The 17,489-nt window shown below is 54.4% G+C and carries 15 protein-coding genes; 3 read left to right on the top strand and 12 right to left on the bottom strand.

The genetic code is table 11. From position 1 onward, the window contains the following. The first annotated feature begins 8 nt into the window (after nucleotides 1-8). Both K5D32_RS07600 and K5D32_RS07595 read left to right on the top strand, forming a co-directional pair. On the top strand, nucleotides 9-419 hold the full coding sequence (locus K5D32_RS07600; protein ID WP_221578290.1) for a hypothetical protein: 411 nt from the start codon (nucleotides 9-11) through the stop codon (nucleotides 417-419). A 132-nt stretch (nucleotides 420-551) separates the two neighbouring features. Beyond that, entirely contained in the window at nucleotides 552-995 is a 444-nt protein-coding gene (locus K5D32_RS07595; RefSeq protein WP_221593281.1) for a hypothetical protein, read from the top strand. A gap of 293 nt (nucleotides 996-1,288) precedes the next feature. On the opposite strand, the gene K5D32_RS07590 is transcribed toward K5D32_RS07595, so the two are convergent. The 3 genes from K5D32_RS07590 to K5D32_RS07580 form a co-directional block, all read right to left on the bottom strand. Next, complete coding sequence (locus tag K5D32_RS07590) at nucleotides 1,289-2,155, bottom strand: hypothetical protein (protein WP_221599656.1); 867 nt, start codon at nucleotides 2,153-2,155, stop codon at nucleotides 1,289-1,291. A gap of 155 nt (nucleotides 2,156-2,310) precedes the next feature. Continuing rightward, the gene (locus tag K5D32_RS07585) at nucleotides 2,311-2,829 is read right to left on the bottom strand and encodes a hypothetical protein (protein WP_221599654.1); all 519 of its coding nucleotides are present in this window, start codon (nucleotides 2,827-2,829) and stop codon (nucleotides 2,311-2,313) included. Then, entirely contained in the window at nucleotides 2,790-3,230 is a 441-nt protein-coding gene (locus K5D32_RS07580) for a hypothetical protein (RefSeq protein ID WP_221599652.1), read from the bottom strand. Before K5D32_RS07580 ends, K5D32_RS07585 begins: the two co-directional genes overlap by 40 nt. Nucleotides 3,231-3,592: 362 nt before the next feature. Between K5D32_RS07580 and K5D32_RS07575 the strand changes: the two genes are divergently transcribed. After that, a complete protein-coding gene (locus K5D32_RS07575) occupies nucleotides 3,593-3,802 on the top strand; it encodes a hypothetical protein (protein WP_221578285.1) in 210 nt (69 codons plus the stop codon). A 53-nt stretch (nucleotides 3,803-3,855) separates the two neighbouring features. Here the strand turns inward: K5D32_RS07575 and K5D32_RS07570 are convergent, their stop codons facing one another. The 9 genes from K5D32_RS07570 to icmH form a co-directional block, all read right to left on the bottom strand. Next, nucleotides 3,856-4,626, bottom strand: coding sequence for a hypothetical protein (locus K5D32_RS07570; protein WP_221599650.1), 771 nt, complete (start codon nucleotides 4,624-4,626; stop codon nucleotides 3,856-3,858). Between the two features lie 219 nt (nucleotides 4,627-4,845). Continuing rightward, nucleotides 4,846-5,241, bottom strand: coding sequence for a lysozyme inhibitor LprI family protein (locus K5D32_RS07565; RefSeq protein ID WP_221599648.1), 396 nt, complete (start codon nucleotides 5,239-5,241; stop codon nucleotides 4,846-4,848). A gap of 8 nt (nucleotides 5,242-5,249) precedes the next feature. Beyond that, a complete protein-coding gene (locus tag K5D32_RS25910) occupies nucleotides 5,250-8,237 on the bottom strand; it encodes a hypothetical protein (protein ID WP_260407287.1) in 2,988 nt (995 codons plus the stop codon). 15 nt (nucleotides 8,238-8,252) lie between these two features. Continuing rightward, nucleotides 8,253-9,272 carry a tetratricopeptide repeat protein gene (locus tag K5D32_RS07555; RefSeq protein ID WP_221599647.1) on the bottom strand — a complete coding sequence of 340 codons (1,020 nt, stop codon included), beginning with the start codon at nucleotides 9,270-9,272 and terminating at the stop codon, nucleotides 8,253-8,255. A gap of 5 nt (nucleotides 9,273-9,277) precedes the next feature. Beyond that, entirely contained in the window at nucleotides 9,278-11,314 is a 2,037-nt protein-coding gene (tssI, locus tag K5D32_RS07550; protein ID WP_221599645.1) for a type VI secretion system tip protein VgrG, read from the bottom strand. 21 nt (nucleotides 11,315-11,335) lie between these two features. Continuing rightward, nucleotides 11,336-12,343, bottom strand: coding sequence for a serine/threonine-protein kinase (locus K5D32_RS07545; RefSeq protein WP_221576202.1), 1,008 nt, complete (start codon nucleotides 12,341-12,343; stop codon nucleotides 11,336-11,338). Continuing rightward, a complete protein-coding gene (locus K5D32_RS07540) occupies nucleotides 12,340-13,068 on the bottom strand; it encodes a PP2C family serine/threonine-protein phosphatase (RefSeq protein WP_221560910.1) in 729 nt (242 codons plus the stop codon). Before K5D32_RS07540 ends, K5D32_RS07545 begins: the two co-directional genes overlap by 4 nt. Continuing rightward, nucleotides 13,068-16,595 carry a type VI secretion system membrane subunit TssM gene (gene tssM, locus K5D32_RS07535; protein WP_221576204.1) on the bottom strand — a complete coding sequence of 1,176 codons (3,528 nt, stop codon included), beginning with the start codon at nucleotides 16,593-16,595 and terminating at the stop codon, nucleotides 13,068-13,070. The genes K5D32_RS07540 and tssM overlap by 1 nt, the downstream gene beginning before the upstream one ends. Nucleotides 16,596-16,608: 13 nt before the next feature. After that, nucleotides 16,609-17,484 carry a type IVB secretion system protein IcmH/DotU gene (gene icmH, locus K5D32_RS07530; protein ID WP_025260173.1) on the bottom strand — a complete coding sequence of 292 codons (876 nt, stop codon included), beginning with the start codon at nucleotides 17,482-17,484 and terminating at the stop codon, nucleotides 16,609-16,611. Between the last annotated feature and the right edge of the window lie 5 nt (nucleotides 17,485-17,489).

Genomic DNA, 17,489 nt, shown 5'->3' with positions numbered 1-17,489 from the left:
CAGGCTGCATGGCGTGGCTTGTACCTCTGCTCTTGCCCGTCTGCGTCCATGCGAGCGGGCAACTACCGCCAAGTACGATCGAGGACCGGATTCTGCCCAGCGCCTCCGCTTGCCGCACCTTTCTTGAGGCAACCTGGCGGACAGATCAGAGCAAGGCCGATCCACAGCCAATACCCGATAACGACGGATCAAGTCAGACGTTGATTTACTCCGACGGCGTGGTCGCCATTGATGACAGACACCTGGCTTACGAAGTCGAGGAAGGCTGGCAATTCAGGCGCCCTCTGTTAGATATAAAGCAGATACGGACTTCCTACAGCTACGAACGCCGCAGTTATAGATGTGAGGACGCCCACCTTACTGGCACCAGCATCAGCGGCTATGCGCTTGAAGGTTATGAAGCGATGCCTGACAAGTGACCATGGGGAGGAGCGAGTCGGGCGGCGCTCCGCTCATTCGCGAATGAGTTCGACCCTATAAATCGGTCTCGCTGAAAAGCGACGGCGTAAAAAGATGATTCATTTGCCGGCAAGCCGGACAGGAGTCTGCTCTTGAATTACAAGCAACTGTTGCGGCTTGTCCGATGTGGTGTCGTGGCGGTGACTAAGTTGTGTGCTTCACCGTTTAGAACAAACAGCAGCGACAAGGAGCCTTTGATCTTCAAGCGAACACCATCGGGCGTGTGGGAAGCTCAGGATGGGTACTATCGGGTGAGCTTTGAGGGCCGACGTGTCGGTCATATCATTAACCTCCACGTGGATGGCAGACCTGAGGCATCTATTTTCGTCTGGTCAGAAAGAGATTATGAAACTGACGTAACGAGCTATATATGGACACTCGGCGCACGACCTGAAGTCGGTGAGACGCGGGTCGGTAAACACACGTACACCTCCATATTCCTGGCCATGTTCAAGGCTTTCAATGAATCAGAGAAAGTGACAGTGGTTTATGACCCCACCATACAAAACACTGTGCTGGATCGCTGGGGGCCGTGACTACCCTGGAGTCTTGTTGATCATCTGTGCTCTCTTATCCCGTTAGACAGGACGTTTATGGCCATACCCTATCTGCCGCTGTTGCTCTGGAACAAGCACTGGAAGCTGAGCGGTGAGTCTGTGTCCTGTCAATATTGTGGCCGCTCGCAACACCTGGCAGACCACCGCCCTTTCAGGCACGCACAGAGCTGCCCTCAGTTCACGCGGCAAGTCCAATCCCCCGGTCGCGAGTTGGGGCAGATCATTGAACAAAAAATCAACGCAGGACTGTTTTAGATCTGTGCTGGATATTCTCAGGGCAAAGTCCAGGGGCTTGCACGAACACCCGGAGCGGACTCCTGCGGTTTATCTGTCCAGGTCAAAAGCTTTGACAAGGTTCCATAGGGCTCGGCAAAACGTTGGCAGGACGCTTCATCGGTCACATCCGACACTCTTGCTGACTGAGTTGCACCGATACGTAGAGCCTTGAGCCAGTCTTTGGCACGGCGCCTGTCCTGGTCGGTCAACTGGAACCGGTGTTGAGCCAGTTCGGCACTGGCATTGCGAATGATGGTCTGCGCGTCATCCGGGTTTAAAACGCGGCATATCTGACCGATCAGCACTAATCGCTCGATCCGGACCGTAGTCATTGCCACACCCTGCCACTGCTTCCAGGCAAGCAGGCCCTGAACATCGGCGGGCATCGGCTTGCCTGAGGCGAGCACACTCTGGATGTACCTCATTTCAGGATCTGCTGCGTACCAGGCAAACAACTCGGTTTCGTTCCGGGGAAGCCATTTATCCCAACGCGTAAACACTTGCTCATTTTCGCTACTGTTTCCACCCACAGGCATGCACACAAATGTGCCCAGTTGCGAAGGACGGCAACTCCAGGGATGGGAGAGTGCTCGCTGACTCACGACACTGCCAATTCGGGCAGAGTTCTTGTCTTGGCCGACAATACCGAGCAACAGTTGCGGCGGCCCGGTATAGCCGCTCTGATTCGAGGGCTTTAATTCACAGACACTCGTGATGGGCGCTAACTTCACATCCGCGGGTGCGCACGGTGACTCATCCAGTTCAGCCAAATCGAACCACTGCCGCATATAGTCGCGCATTCTCGGAGACGCCCATCCCAGATCCTCCGGGCCCAACTCAGCCAGAGCGTCAATGGCATCCATGGGTTGCTCTACAGGCGAGAGAGCCAGGACGGGTGTGAGCGCGCTACTCAACCACAGTGCTACCACGCACAACAGGCGGCGCTGAAATACTGCGGATAGGCAGGCAAACATAATTAATTTCTCGCTACTTTATACTGGGATGGCTTTGATGTGAGCTAGCGAAATCTCTCCATATATTCACCGCTACCAAAAATCTCGTCCAAAGCCCCGCATTTTCTTACAAGATAATCGACAACAATGTCTTGAGGATCAACGATGACCTTGACGGAGCAATACTCTACCCACGTGTTTTGCTGATAGACGTCGGTAATTTGGAGATGTCCTCCACTCCTGTCGTGGTTACTTCCCATGTATTTGTTCTCAGAGAACGTGCCCTTGTACCGAATCCACAGGTAGACAGTGTTTGCCGGATTTTTATTATAGGGCTCTATACTAGAGGGCTTACCCATGAGTGGAGCGAGTTTTGCTATCGCTTCATTGACATTTTTTCCCATTGACTCTTTTACGCTAGTCAGTTCCTGGCTGGGAATCGAAACACAGCCAACCAATGAGAACAGAAATATCACCATCAATGCATGTTTTTTCATTAAGTTGTGAGTCCAGACAGAGAGTTTTTGATAAGGTTTTCTATCGCTTAGATACCGAAAGACCAGCTCTTCGACAACCGCGTACATCCTGAACCCACCGCTTTCGCACTTTGAATGATGCCTCGTCGATCGGTTTTAAGGTTGACGGTACAGTAGTGATTGACGCGCTTGTAGTCGTAGGCAGAAACCAATACAGGGCGTCCCATACTGACGTCCATGTAGGAACCGGTCTGCTCCGGCACATCTTCGTAGTAAACAAGCGTCTCCCATTGGTGTAGACGCTCTGCATCAACCGGGATCGTGTCGGCAATTATGCTGGGGATTGGCGTGGGCTCATAGACAGGATCACCCATGGTTGAATAAAGAAAGCCTTTGGCTTCTGCAACATCTTTACCCTCGAGTTTGTTTATCATTTCACGCTCAGGATTAAAAGAGCTGCATCCGGAGAGAGACACAAAAAACAAAAGCGTCACTGCCATCTTGAACATTATTTCGATCCTGCTATTTATATAAAACCGTCTACGCTCATGTAATGATCGCAAAGCCGAAGAAATTAATCGGCTTGAGGAAAGTCATTCTGGAAAACACATGACAAGAGCGAAAATCAGTCTCTTTGCAGAATATTGGCCAAGCCTTTAAAGCATATCAATAGCACATATGTACTACTGCCAATTTGACTGTCGGGGGTACGGTGACTCTCTTTTAGCCAGCCTGACTGGGGATAGATGACAAGGACTGCCCACAGGCCATTGCTAACAACGCCTGGAGCAAACTGGAGTCGATCAGCTCTAAAGCTCATCGAAAAGCGGCCGTTACACTGGGTTCAACCCTCACTCACGGAAGTAGTGACATGCAAATAACCAACAATCCCCTGCCCATACTGACCCCCGGCGGTACTCGCCCGACGACTCCCCTGCCCGTTTCTCCAACCCCGCCGCCACCCTTGACCGATGAGCAAAAAGCAGCATTGGAAAAACTCAGGGATCAGTTGCAAAATCCGACCACCCCTCCGGTTACTGTGACGCCGGTGAAAACCTCGCTGATCGATGAAGTGGTTTAATTCGACACAGTAATGGTGTTCAGGAGGTTATTTCCAAATAACCTCCCTTCTGGTTAACAGCCGTCTACGTTACCGCACTGAATCCAGCCACGAATCAACTTTCCCGTGGCAGTCCTATATGCAACCGAAATCCATCCGGCCTCAACGGCTTCTTGTGTGACCTTGTCTCCTGCAACAAGATACATGCGACTCATGTCATCCAGTACAGGTGAATTATGTAAAGAAGATTTCTTGTTGACGACCAAAGTCACAGGTGCGTCGGAACTCCACTTTTTGTAAGCTTCTGATTGAAGCCTGGAAGTAACAGCATCTTTACTCTTGTAGGGAAACAGATATGCAACTTTTTTATAGTCATCTGCTAAAATATCGCCACCCTCACCAAAGTACCTGGAAAGCTTATCATCCTTGGTGTAGCTATTAGGACTCTTTTTGTAAGCATGAACAGAATAGTAATCTCCAGAATATTTGATTCCCGTATCGGACCTGATCTCGACACCATGTATCACAAAAAGCTCTTTTTCATGTCCTTGCTCTGCGTTAGCTAAAAAAGCTGCTTTGACTTCGCCGGTGTCAGCTAAAAAAGGCAACTGCCCAATCAGGCTTCTCTCACCGGTGTTGCAGTTAAAGAAATTAATATCGATCCCTAACTGCTCACCTGCGCTGGTATCTCCCGCATCCTCATCAATCGGGACGAGATCAAAAGTAATGACTCCGTTTTCAACAGATATTGACCGAAATGCTTTGCCTTCGAGCACTTCACAGGAAAATGCGTTGAATGAGCACATGACACAGAAAGTGAGCAGGATTTTTTTCAGCAGCCTCATATGGCTCCCTTTGATGTCAGTAACGTAGTTTGTCACAGCCCCATGTGAATACCGTAGAAAACTCACAGAAACGCAAGATTACAGATAAAGCAGATCATAAATTAAGAACGTAACATCAACTATTTCTCCCGCATGGACAGCCTCTTAAAACTTGCCCATCAGTGCTCTTGATGATGCTGGAGCATTGCATTCAGCATCATCAAAGATTGGGCCACGAAATTATATGTCCGGTAAAATTCTATCTAGATAGCCGGAGCGCTCCAAGCTCATTTTTGCCACGCAGTTATTTACAGTAGTTAAATAAGCAGGCTGCCCGACCTCAATTTCAAATGCTTCAAGCGCACAATTGGTATCGCGCAATTTTAACCAGGCTCGCTGTGACTCTTTAAGCTTGTTAGTAAAATCGTCCCCGACTTTTACATCGACTGCATACTGACTCTTTATTCGAGTAATAAGCTTTTTATAACTAGAATTCAAATTCGCATCTGCAGAGTTTTTTGCCAGTTTCGCACACGCGTCAATCTCTTGACTGTTTGAAGCTTCAAGACACTCTGCTTTCGCTGATGTAAGATAGACCGAACTCAGCATTAAAAAAAATATTATGGATTTTTTCATGACCTCTCCTAACGATTATTCCTAAGATATGCAGCCCGCTTCCGTCCAGGCTCATACTGACTGATAGTTGGTGTGCTTTCGATATAATTTATTAACTGATCAACATCATCCTTCATTCCTGCCTTCATAGGGTTTGGCCCCTTAGTAAAACCTTGGTAGACAAAATCAACCAACACATCTTTAATAATTGGCCTCAACCCCTCCCACTCCAATCGGTCCGGCAGTGAAGACGTCCAGTGATTGTAGTTGGTAATGGTTTTTGCAACATAATCTGGATAAATCAGATCAAAAAGGGCTCTTTGTTGCTCAAGTGTTATATTTCCGATGTCATCACGATTTTGTGTTACAAAATTATCAGCCGCAGATCCTCTTTTGCCATGTGCCTTAGAAATTTTTGTTGCTTGGCCAGACTCAACGCCGGATGCAATCATGTGGTTATAGATTTCGGTTTCTGATCTAAAACCCATGTCATAACCGCGCCCCAACGTAACTCCCGACAAATCATTTCCAGGCCAATGAATGCATCGACTGAAAAATGGTGATCCCGGAATATCATTACCTTCTGCATCATACGTAATCTGCCCCCCAGCTTTAGAGGCATTTTTTATTAAAAAGCCACCTATCATTTCAACCGGATGAAAATGCCAAACCAGACTCGCCCCTATCGCCGCCTTCCCAGACAACTCATCCCAAAACACATACTTATCAATACGCTCTTTCTCATGCTTCAGCGTTTTCGGCGATGTCTCCAGCAGCGTATCAAGCTTGCTCCACTTCGCTGAACCGGACTTGTCCTTCCACTCCGTCGGATGATAAGCAATCAGCTTCGACCACTGATCTCTCGTCTCTTTGTTTTTCAAGGCTTCGGACAGTTCGTCAGAGCTGACTTCCTTGTCATTGTTCTTATTGATCTTGGCGAACAAGTCCTTGAAGAATGGCGGCATATCATCGGGATCGAGGAACCCGTCAGCTGTAGCATTGGATTCTTCGACAATCTGGAAGCCCAGCTTTTCCCAGTCATGCTGGGTGATGAGTTGCGCCCCTGTTTTTTTCACCAGACCGGTCAGGGTCTGGTTGTCATCGACGACGCTGACTTCGTACCAGTCTTCGTTGTTCTCTTTGATGACGGGGGCCTTGGCCAGATCGATGGCATGTTGTTTCTTGAGCGGAGCCGTTTCGGTGGCAGAGGCTTTTACCTTGAGCTTTGTGTCTTTTGCCAGGTAAAGATACTGCTTGCCTGTTTTCAAGCCCGCGACGTTCTTGAGGAATTCCTTGACCTCTGCTTCGGCGGTGAAAATCTCGACGTGAACCTGATGCTTGCTGCTGACTCCGCCCTCTTCACCTGTGAGGTTTTCGGTCAGCCCCAGGTAGCCAATGGGATCGCCTGCCTTGATGCCTGTACTGGCCGTCTCAACCGAGTCAAAACTGCTGGGGGTCAAGGATGTCCACTCGACGACTTTGTATTCAGCCTCGTTTTCCACACAAATCCAGAAACTTGGCGGTATGGTTCCTGCCCCAGCGACTTCGCCACTAACAAAGGTACATTTCGCCATTCTGCGGAGTTTGCCCCCCAGGTTGAGAGTCAGCACCTCTTTGCTCTCGAACTCTACGATACTGGTGGCGTTGAGTTGGGTGCTGTACTTGTCTCCCGCTGGCTGGCCGTTTTGTGGATTCGCCGGATCCTTGTACAGATCGAGCTTGATGGCGGCAGTCGCCTTTACCCTACCCTGCCAATAGTTTGGGCGCAGACGCTCAACGAGCTTGTCTGCCGTCCAGATTTTGTCGCCACCGGAATTTTTGTAAGGCGCATCGTTTTTCTTGTAGGCGAACCAGATTTCGTCGCCTGCGTTACGTGTCGTACTTGAGCCACTTTTTACTGACCCGACAAGAATCTTGCCCTTGGCGTAGACCTCCACGCCTTCGCTGGCCTGATCAATAATCTCCAACCTTGTCCCTTTCTTGATCAAGCCATAAGACTGGGCACCCTCTGCCCAACGTGCCTTGTCGTAGGCCTTGTAATCACCCACGTTCATCGTAACGACTGGCTTTGGTGTTTCTTCCGGGGCCAACGGGTAGCGAGCATAAGGCAACAGATGCATGTACAGGCTGTAGAAAGTCAGTTTGTTCTGCTTGCCTTTGTTGGGACCCTCTTCCGGATTTGGCGCTGATTTGTATTCGTGGCGCACCAGACAGAAGGAGTTGGAGTACTTCAGCTTCTTTTCATTGTCACCGAATGTAGATTCCAGGTAATCCTGATTCAGGCGATAGGCGACAACCTCACCATCGGCCATACAGCGGACGGGTTCATTCAGCACGCACTGTGGAGCGCTTTTGTCTGAGATATGAATTCCACCATGCCAGAACCTGTTGCTACCCAGCAGGTAATGGCCAGATGTTTCGCCTTCCAGTGCCTTGTAGATTTCTTCCACATCGGTGAACTGCTTACCGTCTGCTTTACGGAAGGGGTAGTGGAAATTCATCAACGGCGCAGGCCCGGAAGGCGCAGGAGTCGGAGGCGGCGCAGCAGCAGGTGCAGGAGTGGCTCCTGTCCTGAACTCTTCTTTGGCTCTCAGGAATTTCGTTGCGACGGGCCAATAGTAACTGGGAGGTTTGGGACCGAATACTGTTTTAGCAGGCCCGCTACTCGTCTGTGCCCCAAAAAAACTCCCAGCGTTAGTTGCAGAATTGAAATCTTCAACAATGCCGGTATGAAAGAGCGGGCTACTACCGGCCTGATTGGCGGTTGCATTGATCCAAAGGACAATATCACCACGCTTTACATCTTGCGGCAACACGGTCGTATAGTAAGACGAGTTATTCATCACTCGCGTATCTTCATACGGAATGTTATAGCCGGCGCCTTTCAGCAACAGATTGACCATATGGGAGCAGTCAATTTGCTTTTTCCCATTGACGACGGTGGAGCCATCACCGCCCATCTTATAAACATAATCACCGCCGGTGTAGTTGCTTTTTAAGTCAAGTGGTTCTGTCATTTCTACACCCTGTAATTAATAGCAGCTACTGCCCATAGGAATGTCAGCGACTTGCGCCTTCAGGCGCTGCACGTTAGCAGTAGCAGTTTCATTCCCTTTATCGGCGGCCAAGCGATAACAAGCCATTGCTCTGGACACATCCCTGGTGGAAAACTCACCTTGCTCAAAGGCGTAGCCCAAGTAATTGATAGCGTCTACAGATCCCATGGAGGCTGCTCGTATAAGCTCTTTCTCGGCTAGATGTGGGTTCTGGCATGGGCCATCAGCAGATGTGCTGTTACCGTAACAGTAAAAGGTCGATAAGGCCGCGGCCCCATCAGCCATAGTGGTTGCTGCAGCTTTTAACAGTGCTTCAACTTGTGTGGTTTTCAACTGGGGCGCCATCCCCGAGAGACTCAAACTGGCAGCTTCCAGACTAGCCTGAGGGTCCCCGGAAGCAGCAGCACAGGTATAGTTTTCCAATGCGGCTTCAAAGAGCTCTGCAGTCAACCGGTATTGCTCACCCCCAGCGAGGTTGGCGTAAGATTTGGCACGCTGATAACAGTGGGTCTCGACACGGTTCATGCCCGCTTTTTCTGATGCAGAAAGATCTTTTTCACGAATTGACCAATCTTCCATACCGTCAAGCACCCAGCATGCCTTGTGAGTAAAGTTGAATACTTTGATGTTGCTGTTGCCAGCACGCTTATCGATCACATTGACATGCTGGTCGTCAATCTTTTCAATCTCCACACCGTCAACTTGACTCAAGGGAATCTGAGTCATTAGCGGAAACGCCAGACGTGAATTCAGAACCTCAGTGGTCTGAGGCTCAAACGAGTCTGATTCCTTGGCAGGCTTCAACGTCATAACCTTTATCGACCCTGCTGTAAGGTTCTGCTGCACTTCAGGGGCTTTGGAAAACACATTGAGGAATGCAGTGAACTCATCAGATGGACATTCATTTGCACTCGCGATGCCATGAAACAGGTTTAACCCTGAGGTTGCAAAAAACATTACAACCCATGAGCATTTCTTTTTTGAAAAACGATTCATATCAATTACTCAGAAAACACAAAAAAAGCCTTTGGCTTGACCTTCTCAGGCGGCGCATTCACCAATGCCTGATCCATCAGACTCCCCGCCTTGTCTTTATCCGCCGCACCCGGCAGCACTGGCGGTTTGATCGCGATCCCCGTACCTGACCCTGCCGAGCCGCCGGCATTGACCTTCACTACCGGGCCGATCATGGTGATGCCGCCGCCATCGAGCTTGATGAAGCTCCCGCCTCCCAGCGCGGTCAGTTCCGTGCCGGCTTCGATGACTATCTTGTCGCCAGCCTTGAGGTGCATTTCTCTGCCGACACTGGTCAGTTGTGCCGTACCGAGCTTCACATGCTGGTTCTGTCCGATGGTGAGGTGGTCATCCATACGGACCTCGACCTTGCGGTCGCTGTGGGTGGTGCGGTGCTCTTCGGCCTTGAGTTCGGTGTAGGTGTTTTTCTCTACCGTGTCATGGCGCTCATTGCCGACGCGGATTTTCTGGTCGTGCTCGATATTTTCATCCCAGTCGCGCTGGGCGTGGATGTAAATCTGTTCGGCGCCTTTCTTGTCTTCGATGCGCAGCTCGTTGTACCCGCCACCGCCTGGAGAACTGAGTGTCTTGAAGACGGTGCGGGTCTTGTTGGCTGGCAATGGGTACGGAACCTGGTTTTCCTTGTGGTACAGGCAGCCGTTCACCAGCGGCTGGTCGGGGTCGCCTTCGAGGAAGGTGACGAGGACTTCCATGCCGATCCGCGGGATGGAAATAGCGCCATAGCGGTCGCCTGCCCAGGCGCTGGACACACGCAACCAGCAAGTGGTCTTGTCGTCGGCCTGGCCTTCCCGGTCCCAGTGGAACTGCACTTTGATCCGGCCGTACTGGTCGCAGTGGATTTCTTCACCTTTTGGCCCTGTGACAGTGGCGGTCTGGGTGCCGAGAACACGGGGTTTGGTGTGCTCCAGCGCCGGGCGATAGAACACGGCCCACGGGGTCGCGAGGAAGCGGTTGCGGTAGCCTTGGTGGAAGTCGTCCTTGTTGTCGGTGGTGTCACTGGTGACCGACTCTTCCAGCACTTGCGGCTGTTTGCCTTCGTGGAAGATTTCGGTCAGCAACCACAGATCGTTCCACTCGGTACGAGGGTGATCGGAGAGTTCCAGGAAGTGCCCGCTGGTGAGGGTCGTCTGGTCGCCCCAGCCTTCGACTTGCTGGTAATCGGCGCGATGACGCTCCAATGCGCGCTGGCTGAGGAACTTGCCCCGGGCACGATCAAGGAATTGGCCGGGATAGTCGTAGTCTTCCAGGTCCGGTTCAGTACTTTCGCCAGCGGGTTTATAGGCCGCTTCGAGTTGCATGTTGGGCTTTTCGAAATCGTAATCACGACGGGTGACGCGACTGGTGCGGGTTTCCAGACGCAGTTGGAGGCCCTTGATTACCGGCACGTCGGCAACCAGGCCACTGCCTTGTACATACGCTGTGGGCTGCCCGAGTTTGGGGAATACGGTCTGGTCGTCGCCAAATACCAGCAGATGAAGCTTTTCGCTGTGCTGGAAGTGATAGTGAATCCCCTCCTCTTCACACAGACGCTGGATAAAGTGCAGGTCGGTTTCGTCGTACTGCACGCAATACTCGCGCTTGGGGCACTGCTGGCTGAGCTGGAAGCTGTAGGCGTTACCCTTGATGCCGTGCTCTTCGAGGATCAGCGCAATGATCTCGGGCGCTGACAGTTGCTGGTAGATACGCTGGTTGGTCCTGTGGTGCAGGTACTGCAACTGCGGAACCAGAGACAGGGTGTAACGGGTCAGACGCTTGCCGGCGTCGCCCTGGGCGATACGGTATATCTGGCCATGAATGCCGCTACCCTGAGGATCGAACGCCAGAAACGCCTGCTTGTGCAAGAGCTTTTCCAAGTCCAGATCAGGGTTTTCGCTGACAAGTTCCACGTCGAAACGAAAGGCCTGGCTGATGCTTTCTGTACCAGTAAACGACAGCACCTGCAGATCGCCCTCGTAATCTTCGATGGTCAGGCTGAAATGCGTTTCGTTGGAAGGGTTGAACATTGTTTGCTCCCTGTTCGGTAGTCATCCGTTACGCCAAGGCATCAGACGCTGCTGCCAGGACGAAGTGACGGTGAAAGCGTCACGCAATTGTTTGGCGGTGATCCTGCGATCCCCTGCATCGAAAGCCAGTGCTGCGCGCAGGGCTGGCCAGCAGTGTCTGGGCAAGTTCTTCGGCGCTTGCAGTTCACGATCGAGGCGCTCGTCACGGGCCTGGGTCGAGGGCAAACGGCGAAACGGGTGTTTGCCTCCCGCCAGCTCGAAGATCACACAGGCCACGCCGAAAACATCGGCACCTGCCGACAGTGGCTTGCCTTCGAGCAGTTCCGGGGCGGCATAGCCCGGTGTCCATGCATGGAATCGCTCGCGGCTCAGATGTGGCAGACCGGGCAGGATACCCTCCTCTGCCTGGCCAAGGCCAAAGTCGAACAGGCGTACGCCATCTTCGGTGACCATGACGTTGCTCGGCTTCATGTCACCATGCAGCACGCCATGGGCATGGGAATAGGCCAAGGCATCGAGCAACGGCAGTGTGATGTCACGCAACTCTTTCCACGGCAACCCCAGAGGCCGCTCGCAGAGCAATTTGTCCAGGGTCAGCCCACGCATGAGTTCCATGGTGATGAAGGCCCGCTGACAGTCAGTGTCCACTTCAAAGTTATGCAGGCGCAGTACGTTGTCGTGGCGCAGGCGTCGGGTCAGGGCGTACTCGCTGTAGAGCAAGGCGCTGGCATCCGGCGACTCGGCAAATTCTTCGCTGAGGACTTTCAGCGCGATGTAAGGATCGGGATCGCCGAACTGCTCGCTCAGCAAGTCCCGGGCACGATAGACCAGGCCCATGCCACCGGCACCGAGCAAACGCTCTATACGGTAACGACCTGCCAGCAGATCGGGCATCTCCGAGATGCTGGCCCGGGTCGGCGCCGGCGCAGCTTCTGCCTTGTGGGACTGGGCGAAGGCAAAGTAGGTCAGATTGCTGTCCTGCTCCTCGCTCACCAGCAAGTCGTCGATCGGTCGCATGAGTTCAGTCATTGGCGGATTACCACGGCCGTCAGGTTGTCCCGTGCCGAACCACGCAGGGCACCATCGAACAGGCGCTCCAGCGCAATCTGCGGCGCAGTCAGGCTCAGGGCATTGCCGAGTGCATCGCTGCTGAGCCCTTGATACAAGCCATCGCTGCAAAGCAGAAAGGTATCGCCGGGATACACTTCCAGCTCCAGTACATCCAGGGTCAGTTGCTCGGCAGCCCCGACTGCACGAGTCAGGGCATGGGCGCCAGGATAGGCCCGCGCCTGCTCAACGCTCATTTTCTGCTCGTCGATCAGTTGCTGCTGCAGCGAGTGGTCTCTGGACAACTGATACAGACGCTGACCGCGCCACAGATAACAGCGGCTATCGCCGGCCCAGATGCAGGCCGCACGATTGCCCTCCACCAGCAGCGCCACAACGGTGCTGCCCATGATGCTGTCGTGGCGTCCGGCGGTGACAGTCAACTCTTGCCCCAAACGGCGGTTGAGCCAGTGCAGGCACTGGCGTATGTCCTTGAGTCGTTCGTTGAAATCATTCTGCACCGGCAATTCCGCCAGGCTGGCGACGATCAACTGACTGGCGATATCGCCCCCCTGATGACCGCCCATCCCGTCTGCGACCACCCACAGCCCATGCTGTGGGGAGTTCAGAAAAGCATCTTCGTTGCGCGCCCGAACCTTGCCGGCATCGGTGCGCGCAGCGCTGCGCCATGGGCTGGCTACCAGCATCAGAGTTGCACCGGCATGCGGAAGGTACGCAACACGCCCATGTCGAACGGGTTCGGCGTGCGCTGGCTGGTCAGCAGGTAGTTGGCGCGCAGGCCACCCACGTCGGCCTTGAGCACCAACACGTCACGCCCTGTCAGGTATTCGGTCTGCATCAGGTCGAACAGACGGAACAGTGACCATGGGCCAGTGTTCTTCTCGATACCCAGCGGGCGACCGACCATTCTGTCGAGTACCAGGCTGGTGCGCCCGTCTTCGGCATCGGTTGGCCATTTGAACGACACCGGCACGATCGGGCCATGGCGGTATTCGATGGTCTTGTCGCCCAGCTTGAACTCGGAGCGGCTGACTGCCGGGTCCAGGGTGTAAGGCTCCAGCTTGAACTGCACTTGCGGCTCGGCCGGGTTATCCGCGAAGAAGCTCTGGCGGATCACCAGTGCAGACGCCATCTGGTCGAGGTAGACCTTGGAGACCGGCAGGCTGTAACCGTCGACAGTGCGCATGCGGTAGTTACCCGGATCGCCACTGACGAATGGACGCATGTAGCTGTCGAAGAAGCGATCGGCAATACCCTGAGCCTTGAAGAACTCACGGAAGTCGCTGATTGCCACGTCGCTGGCGCTGTGCGCGTTGAACGGATAACGCTGATTGATCGCCTTGCCGTAAAAGCTGTACAGCTCGTTCTGATAACGCTGGTTCAGGTACTGATAGGAATCACGCAGCACCAGGCGCCAGGTGTCTTCAGCCAGGACGTTGAACCACACACCCACCGGACGCGGCAGACGGCTGGATACAGTGCGCAGGTTGCTCAGCGCATCACGCTGGCCACCCATGCGGTTCTTGGCCAGCTCGAACGCGGCCTGATCCGGCGAACTGGAGCGCGCCAGGCTGGCCATCTGCATTTGCAGTTCGTTAAGGGCTGCCAAGGCTGGCGTCAGGTCAGCGGTCGGGCCGTTGTTGTCATCCAGCAAACGGTGCAGCGGTTCGAAGCGGCTCTGCAGGGATTTGCGTGCAGTATCCGGCAGCTTTTTCGCCAGAGCATCAGACGCATTGCCTGCTGCAGCGGCGGCTACCTTGCCGAGTTTTCCGCCTTTGTCAGCCAGTTGCGCGGCAGCTGCAGCGGCTTCTTCTGCCGTTTCCGCGACCACCGGGAAGCGGGTGTTTTCACGCACTTCCACCAACATCTGGATGACCGGTGAGTTGGCTGACGTCAAGCCTGCCAGTTGCTCGGCACCCTCGCCAAAGTCGTTGATGGCCGGCAGTTGAACCTGGCCTACCGCTTCACCCCAATAGTTGGCGTAGTCACGGAAGTACAGTTGCTCCAGCTCAACCATCAGGCGACGCAAATCCATGCTGCTCAGGCCGGAGCCTTCACCCAATACCCAGTTGTCACGCAGGATATCGCTGACCAGCATCGAGCCCTGTACCGAGAAATACTGCTGGTAACCCTGTTGGGTGTAGAAGCCCGGGATCACGTAGTCGGTGCCGACAAACAGCGAGCCTTGTGGGCCCAGGTGTTGGTCCAGACGGTATTCCGGCAAGTTGCGAGCCTGCTCGCGCAGCATCCGGTAGACCACGTTGGCCAGAGACTCGCTGCGCAGAATCTGACGCGCCTGAGCCACCAGTTGCTCGTCCAGCGGATAAACGAACGGCTGCTTGAGCAAACGCTCGAAGTGGCTGTTCAAGCCGTTCTGTACGGCTGTGTTGCCGCTGTAACGCTGGGACCATTCTGTCGCGACCCAGTCCTTGAGCCATTGCTCGTCACGACGGTCCTTCATGTTCAGCATCAGGTACGCACGCAGGCTGTTGAGCAGGCGATCGCGGTCCTTGGTATTGGCACGCACCTGGCCTTCCAGCAGGGTTGCGACCCGTGGCAACAGTTGTTGTTCAAGCTGACGATCGTAAGCGTCCTTGACGACCGGGTTGACGACTTCACCCTGATACAGACCACCGCGTTCGTGGTAGCTCACATCGTCTTTCGCCGGGAACACCTGGGTAGCGGCGTAACTGGTGTCCAGAGTCTTGAGTGCCGCCATGGCGTCATCGCGGGTGCTCAGAGCCGAACGCTGCTGGGTCCAGGTCTGAGCAAGGTTGCGCAGGTTTTCCAGACGCTCATAGTTGGCAGAGAAACCGCTGGCCCAAAGCAGGCCGAACAATCCCAGTGCTGCCAGTGCGCCCACGTACAGCGCACGTTGGCCCCAATGGATGCGGCTGCGTTCGCGTTTGTCCAGACCCGCAAGATCGGCCTCGGGGAAAATCACCCGGCTGAGCAAGTGGTGAATGAAGCGCGAGCGGCCGCTGCGCAGGGTTGGCAAGATGCCAGCGTTCAAGCCCAGATTGGCGCCGATACCAGCAGTGGTGGCGTCCATTTCCGCAGTCAGGTGCGGCGCGCTGGTCAGGTAGAAACCGCGCAACTGGCTGGCACGCTGGTAGCGGTTGCCGGTGAATGCCATGTCGACGAACAGGCACAGACGCTCGCCGATCTGACCCAGTTGATGCGGGAAGTCGAGGATGCGGCCACGACGCTGGGTGTCACGCTCCTGGTGCATGCGCATGATCACCTGGCTGTTGAGGCGACGCAGCAGTTCTTCGAACTCGTTGCGCAGCACAGCCACATCGGTGCCGATCTGCTCTTTGCGGAAGCTGGTACCCAGCACCTGATCGCTTTCTTCGCGGGTCAGTTGATCGAAGAACTCATCGAAGCCCAGCAGGCTGTCAGCCTTGCTCAGCACCAGATAAACCGGCACGTCCACGTGCAGTTTCTGATGCACGTCCTGCAGGCGGCCACGCACCTGACGAGCCAGGGTTTCGAGTTGCTGTTCGCTGCCCTGCAGCAGGGTTTCCACCGGAATGGTCACCAGCACACCGTTCAACGGACGATTGCGACGACGCTTGCGCAGCAGGTCAAGCAAGGTGCTCCAGGCACTGCCATCCACCTCGGCATCCGGCTGGGTCAGGTAGCGGCCAGCGGTATCGATCAGCACGCCATGATCAGCGAAGTACCAGTCGCAGTGGCGGGTGCCCAGGGTATCGCGGGTCAGTTTGCGCTCGATCTTGTTGATCGGGAACTCAAGGCCCGAGAAGTCCAGGAGACTGGTTTTGCCACTGCCTTGCGGGCCGATCAGCAAATACCAGGGCAAATCGCTGCGCCAGCGTTCGCTGCGGCCACGATACAGGCTCGACGTTTTCAGGGTCTTGAGCGCATCCTTGAAGCGCGCTTTCAACTCTTTCTGTTCTTCGTCGATCTGCTCTTCGCGGCGAAGACGATCCTGGCCGTCTTCGCTCTCTTCCATCGCTTTCTTGCGAACACCGGCGCGCCAGCTGACGAAGACCATGGTCAGGCCCCAGATCAGGAACAGCACACTGATGGTCAGCAGGCGGGACGTCGAGCCTTCCCAGAACTTGTAGTCATTGACCGCTAGCAGCGGCCCCACGAACCACACCAGCAACGCGACAAATAGTACCAGCAGCAGTGTCCAGACCCATGTCTTGCGCAGGAATGCGCCGACTTTCTTGAAAAAATTCTTCATCACGCGTCCCTGATTACGGCTGCGACTGCGGCTGAACCGCGGTCTGGTCAAACGGCTGATAAGGTTGCAGAACGGTGTCGCGCTGCTCGCCCAGCATCCAGGCGAAACCGGAATACATCACCACCAGGCAGACGAAGGTAAACAGCACCACCATCCACACCGGCACGATGCGTACCAGGCTGCGGCGCTGATCGTTCAAGCCTTCCCAATGGGGCGAAAGCTCACGGGGTACATCACCGCGCAATTGACGGATCTGGCGATACAGGGCGTCACGGATGCCTTCGAGCTCGAGCATGCCCCGCGCCTGTACCCGATACTTGCCTTCAAAACCAAGGGACAGGCACAGGTACATCAGTTCCAGCATGGGTAGATGCTTGACCGGGTTTTTCGACAGGCGATCCAGCAGCTGGAAAAATTTCTCGCCGCCGAAGGTTTCATTGTGGAAGCTGCTGAGCAGGCTCATCTGCGACCACTCGCTTTCGTTGCCCCAGGGCGTGGTCACAACCGCTTCATCTACCACGGTGCACAGCACATAACGGGCAGCCATTACCTGACTGCTCTCGGCACCGTTGTGCAAGGCGCGCACTTCAAACAGTTTCAGCCCAGCCGTCAGTCGATCGTTGAGTGCGTACAGGTCCTCGCGGGAGTCACTGTGCTTGAGTCGCACCACTTCAGACAGCAGCTCGGAGCCAGCAGCCACCAGCGAATTGAGGCTGATGTTGAACGCTTCGGCCGGGCGCAGGCGCGCCGCATAGATCATGCGCTCTTCAAGCTGCTCGAAGCGTGGCGGCGCTGCGAAGTCGGTCAGCGGGCTCGATGCCGGCCCATGGCCCTGACGGTCGAGCAGGACGGTCTTGTCGTCCTGGTTGTATTCCGTGTCCTTGATCATGTCGA

It is taken from the genome of Pseudomonas cichorii, assembly GCF_019719005.1.
Lineage (GTDB): Bacteria > Pseudomonadota > Gammaproteobacteria > Pseudomonadales > Pseudomonadaceae > Aquipseudomonas > Aquipseudomonas cichorii_E.
The sequence above is the reverse complement of the archived record's forward strand: the minus strand, read 5'-3'. Positions and strand labels throughout refer to the sequence as shown.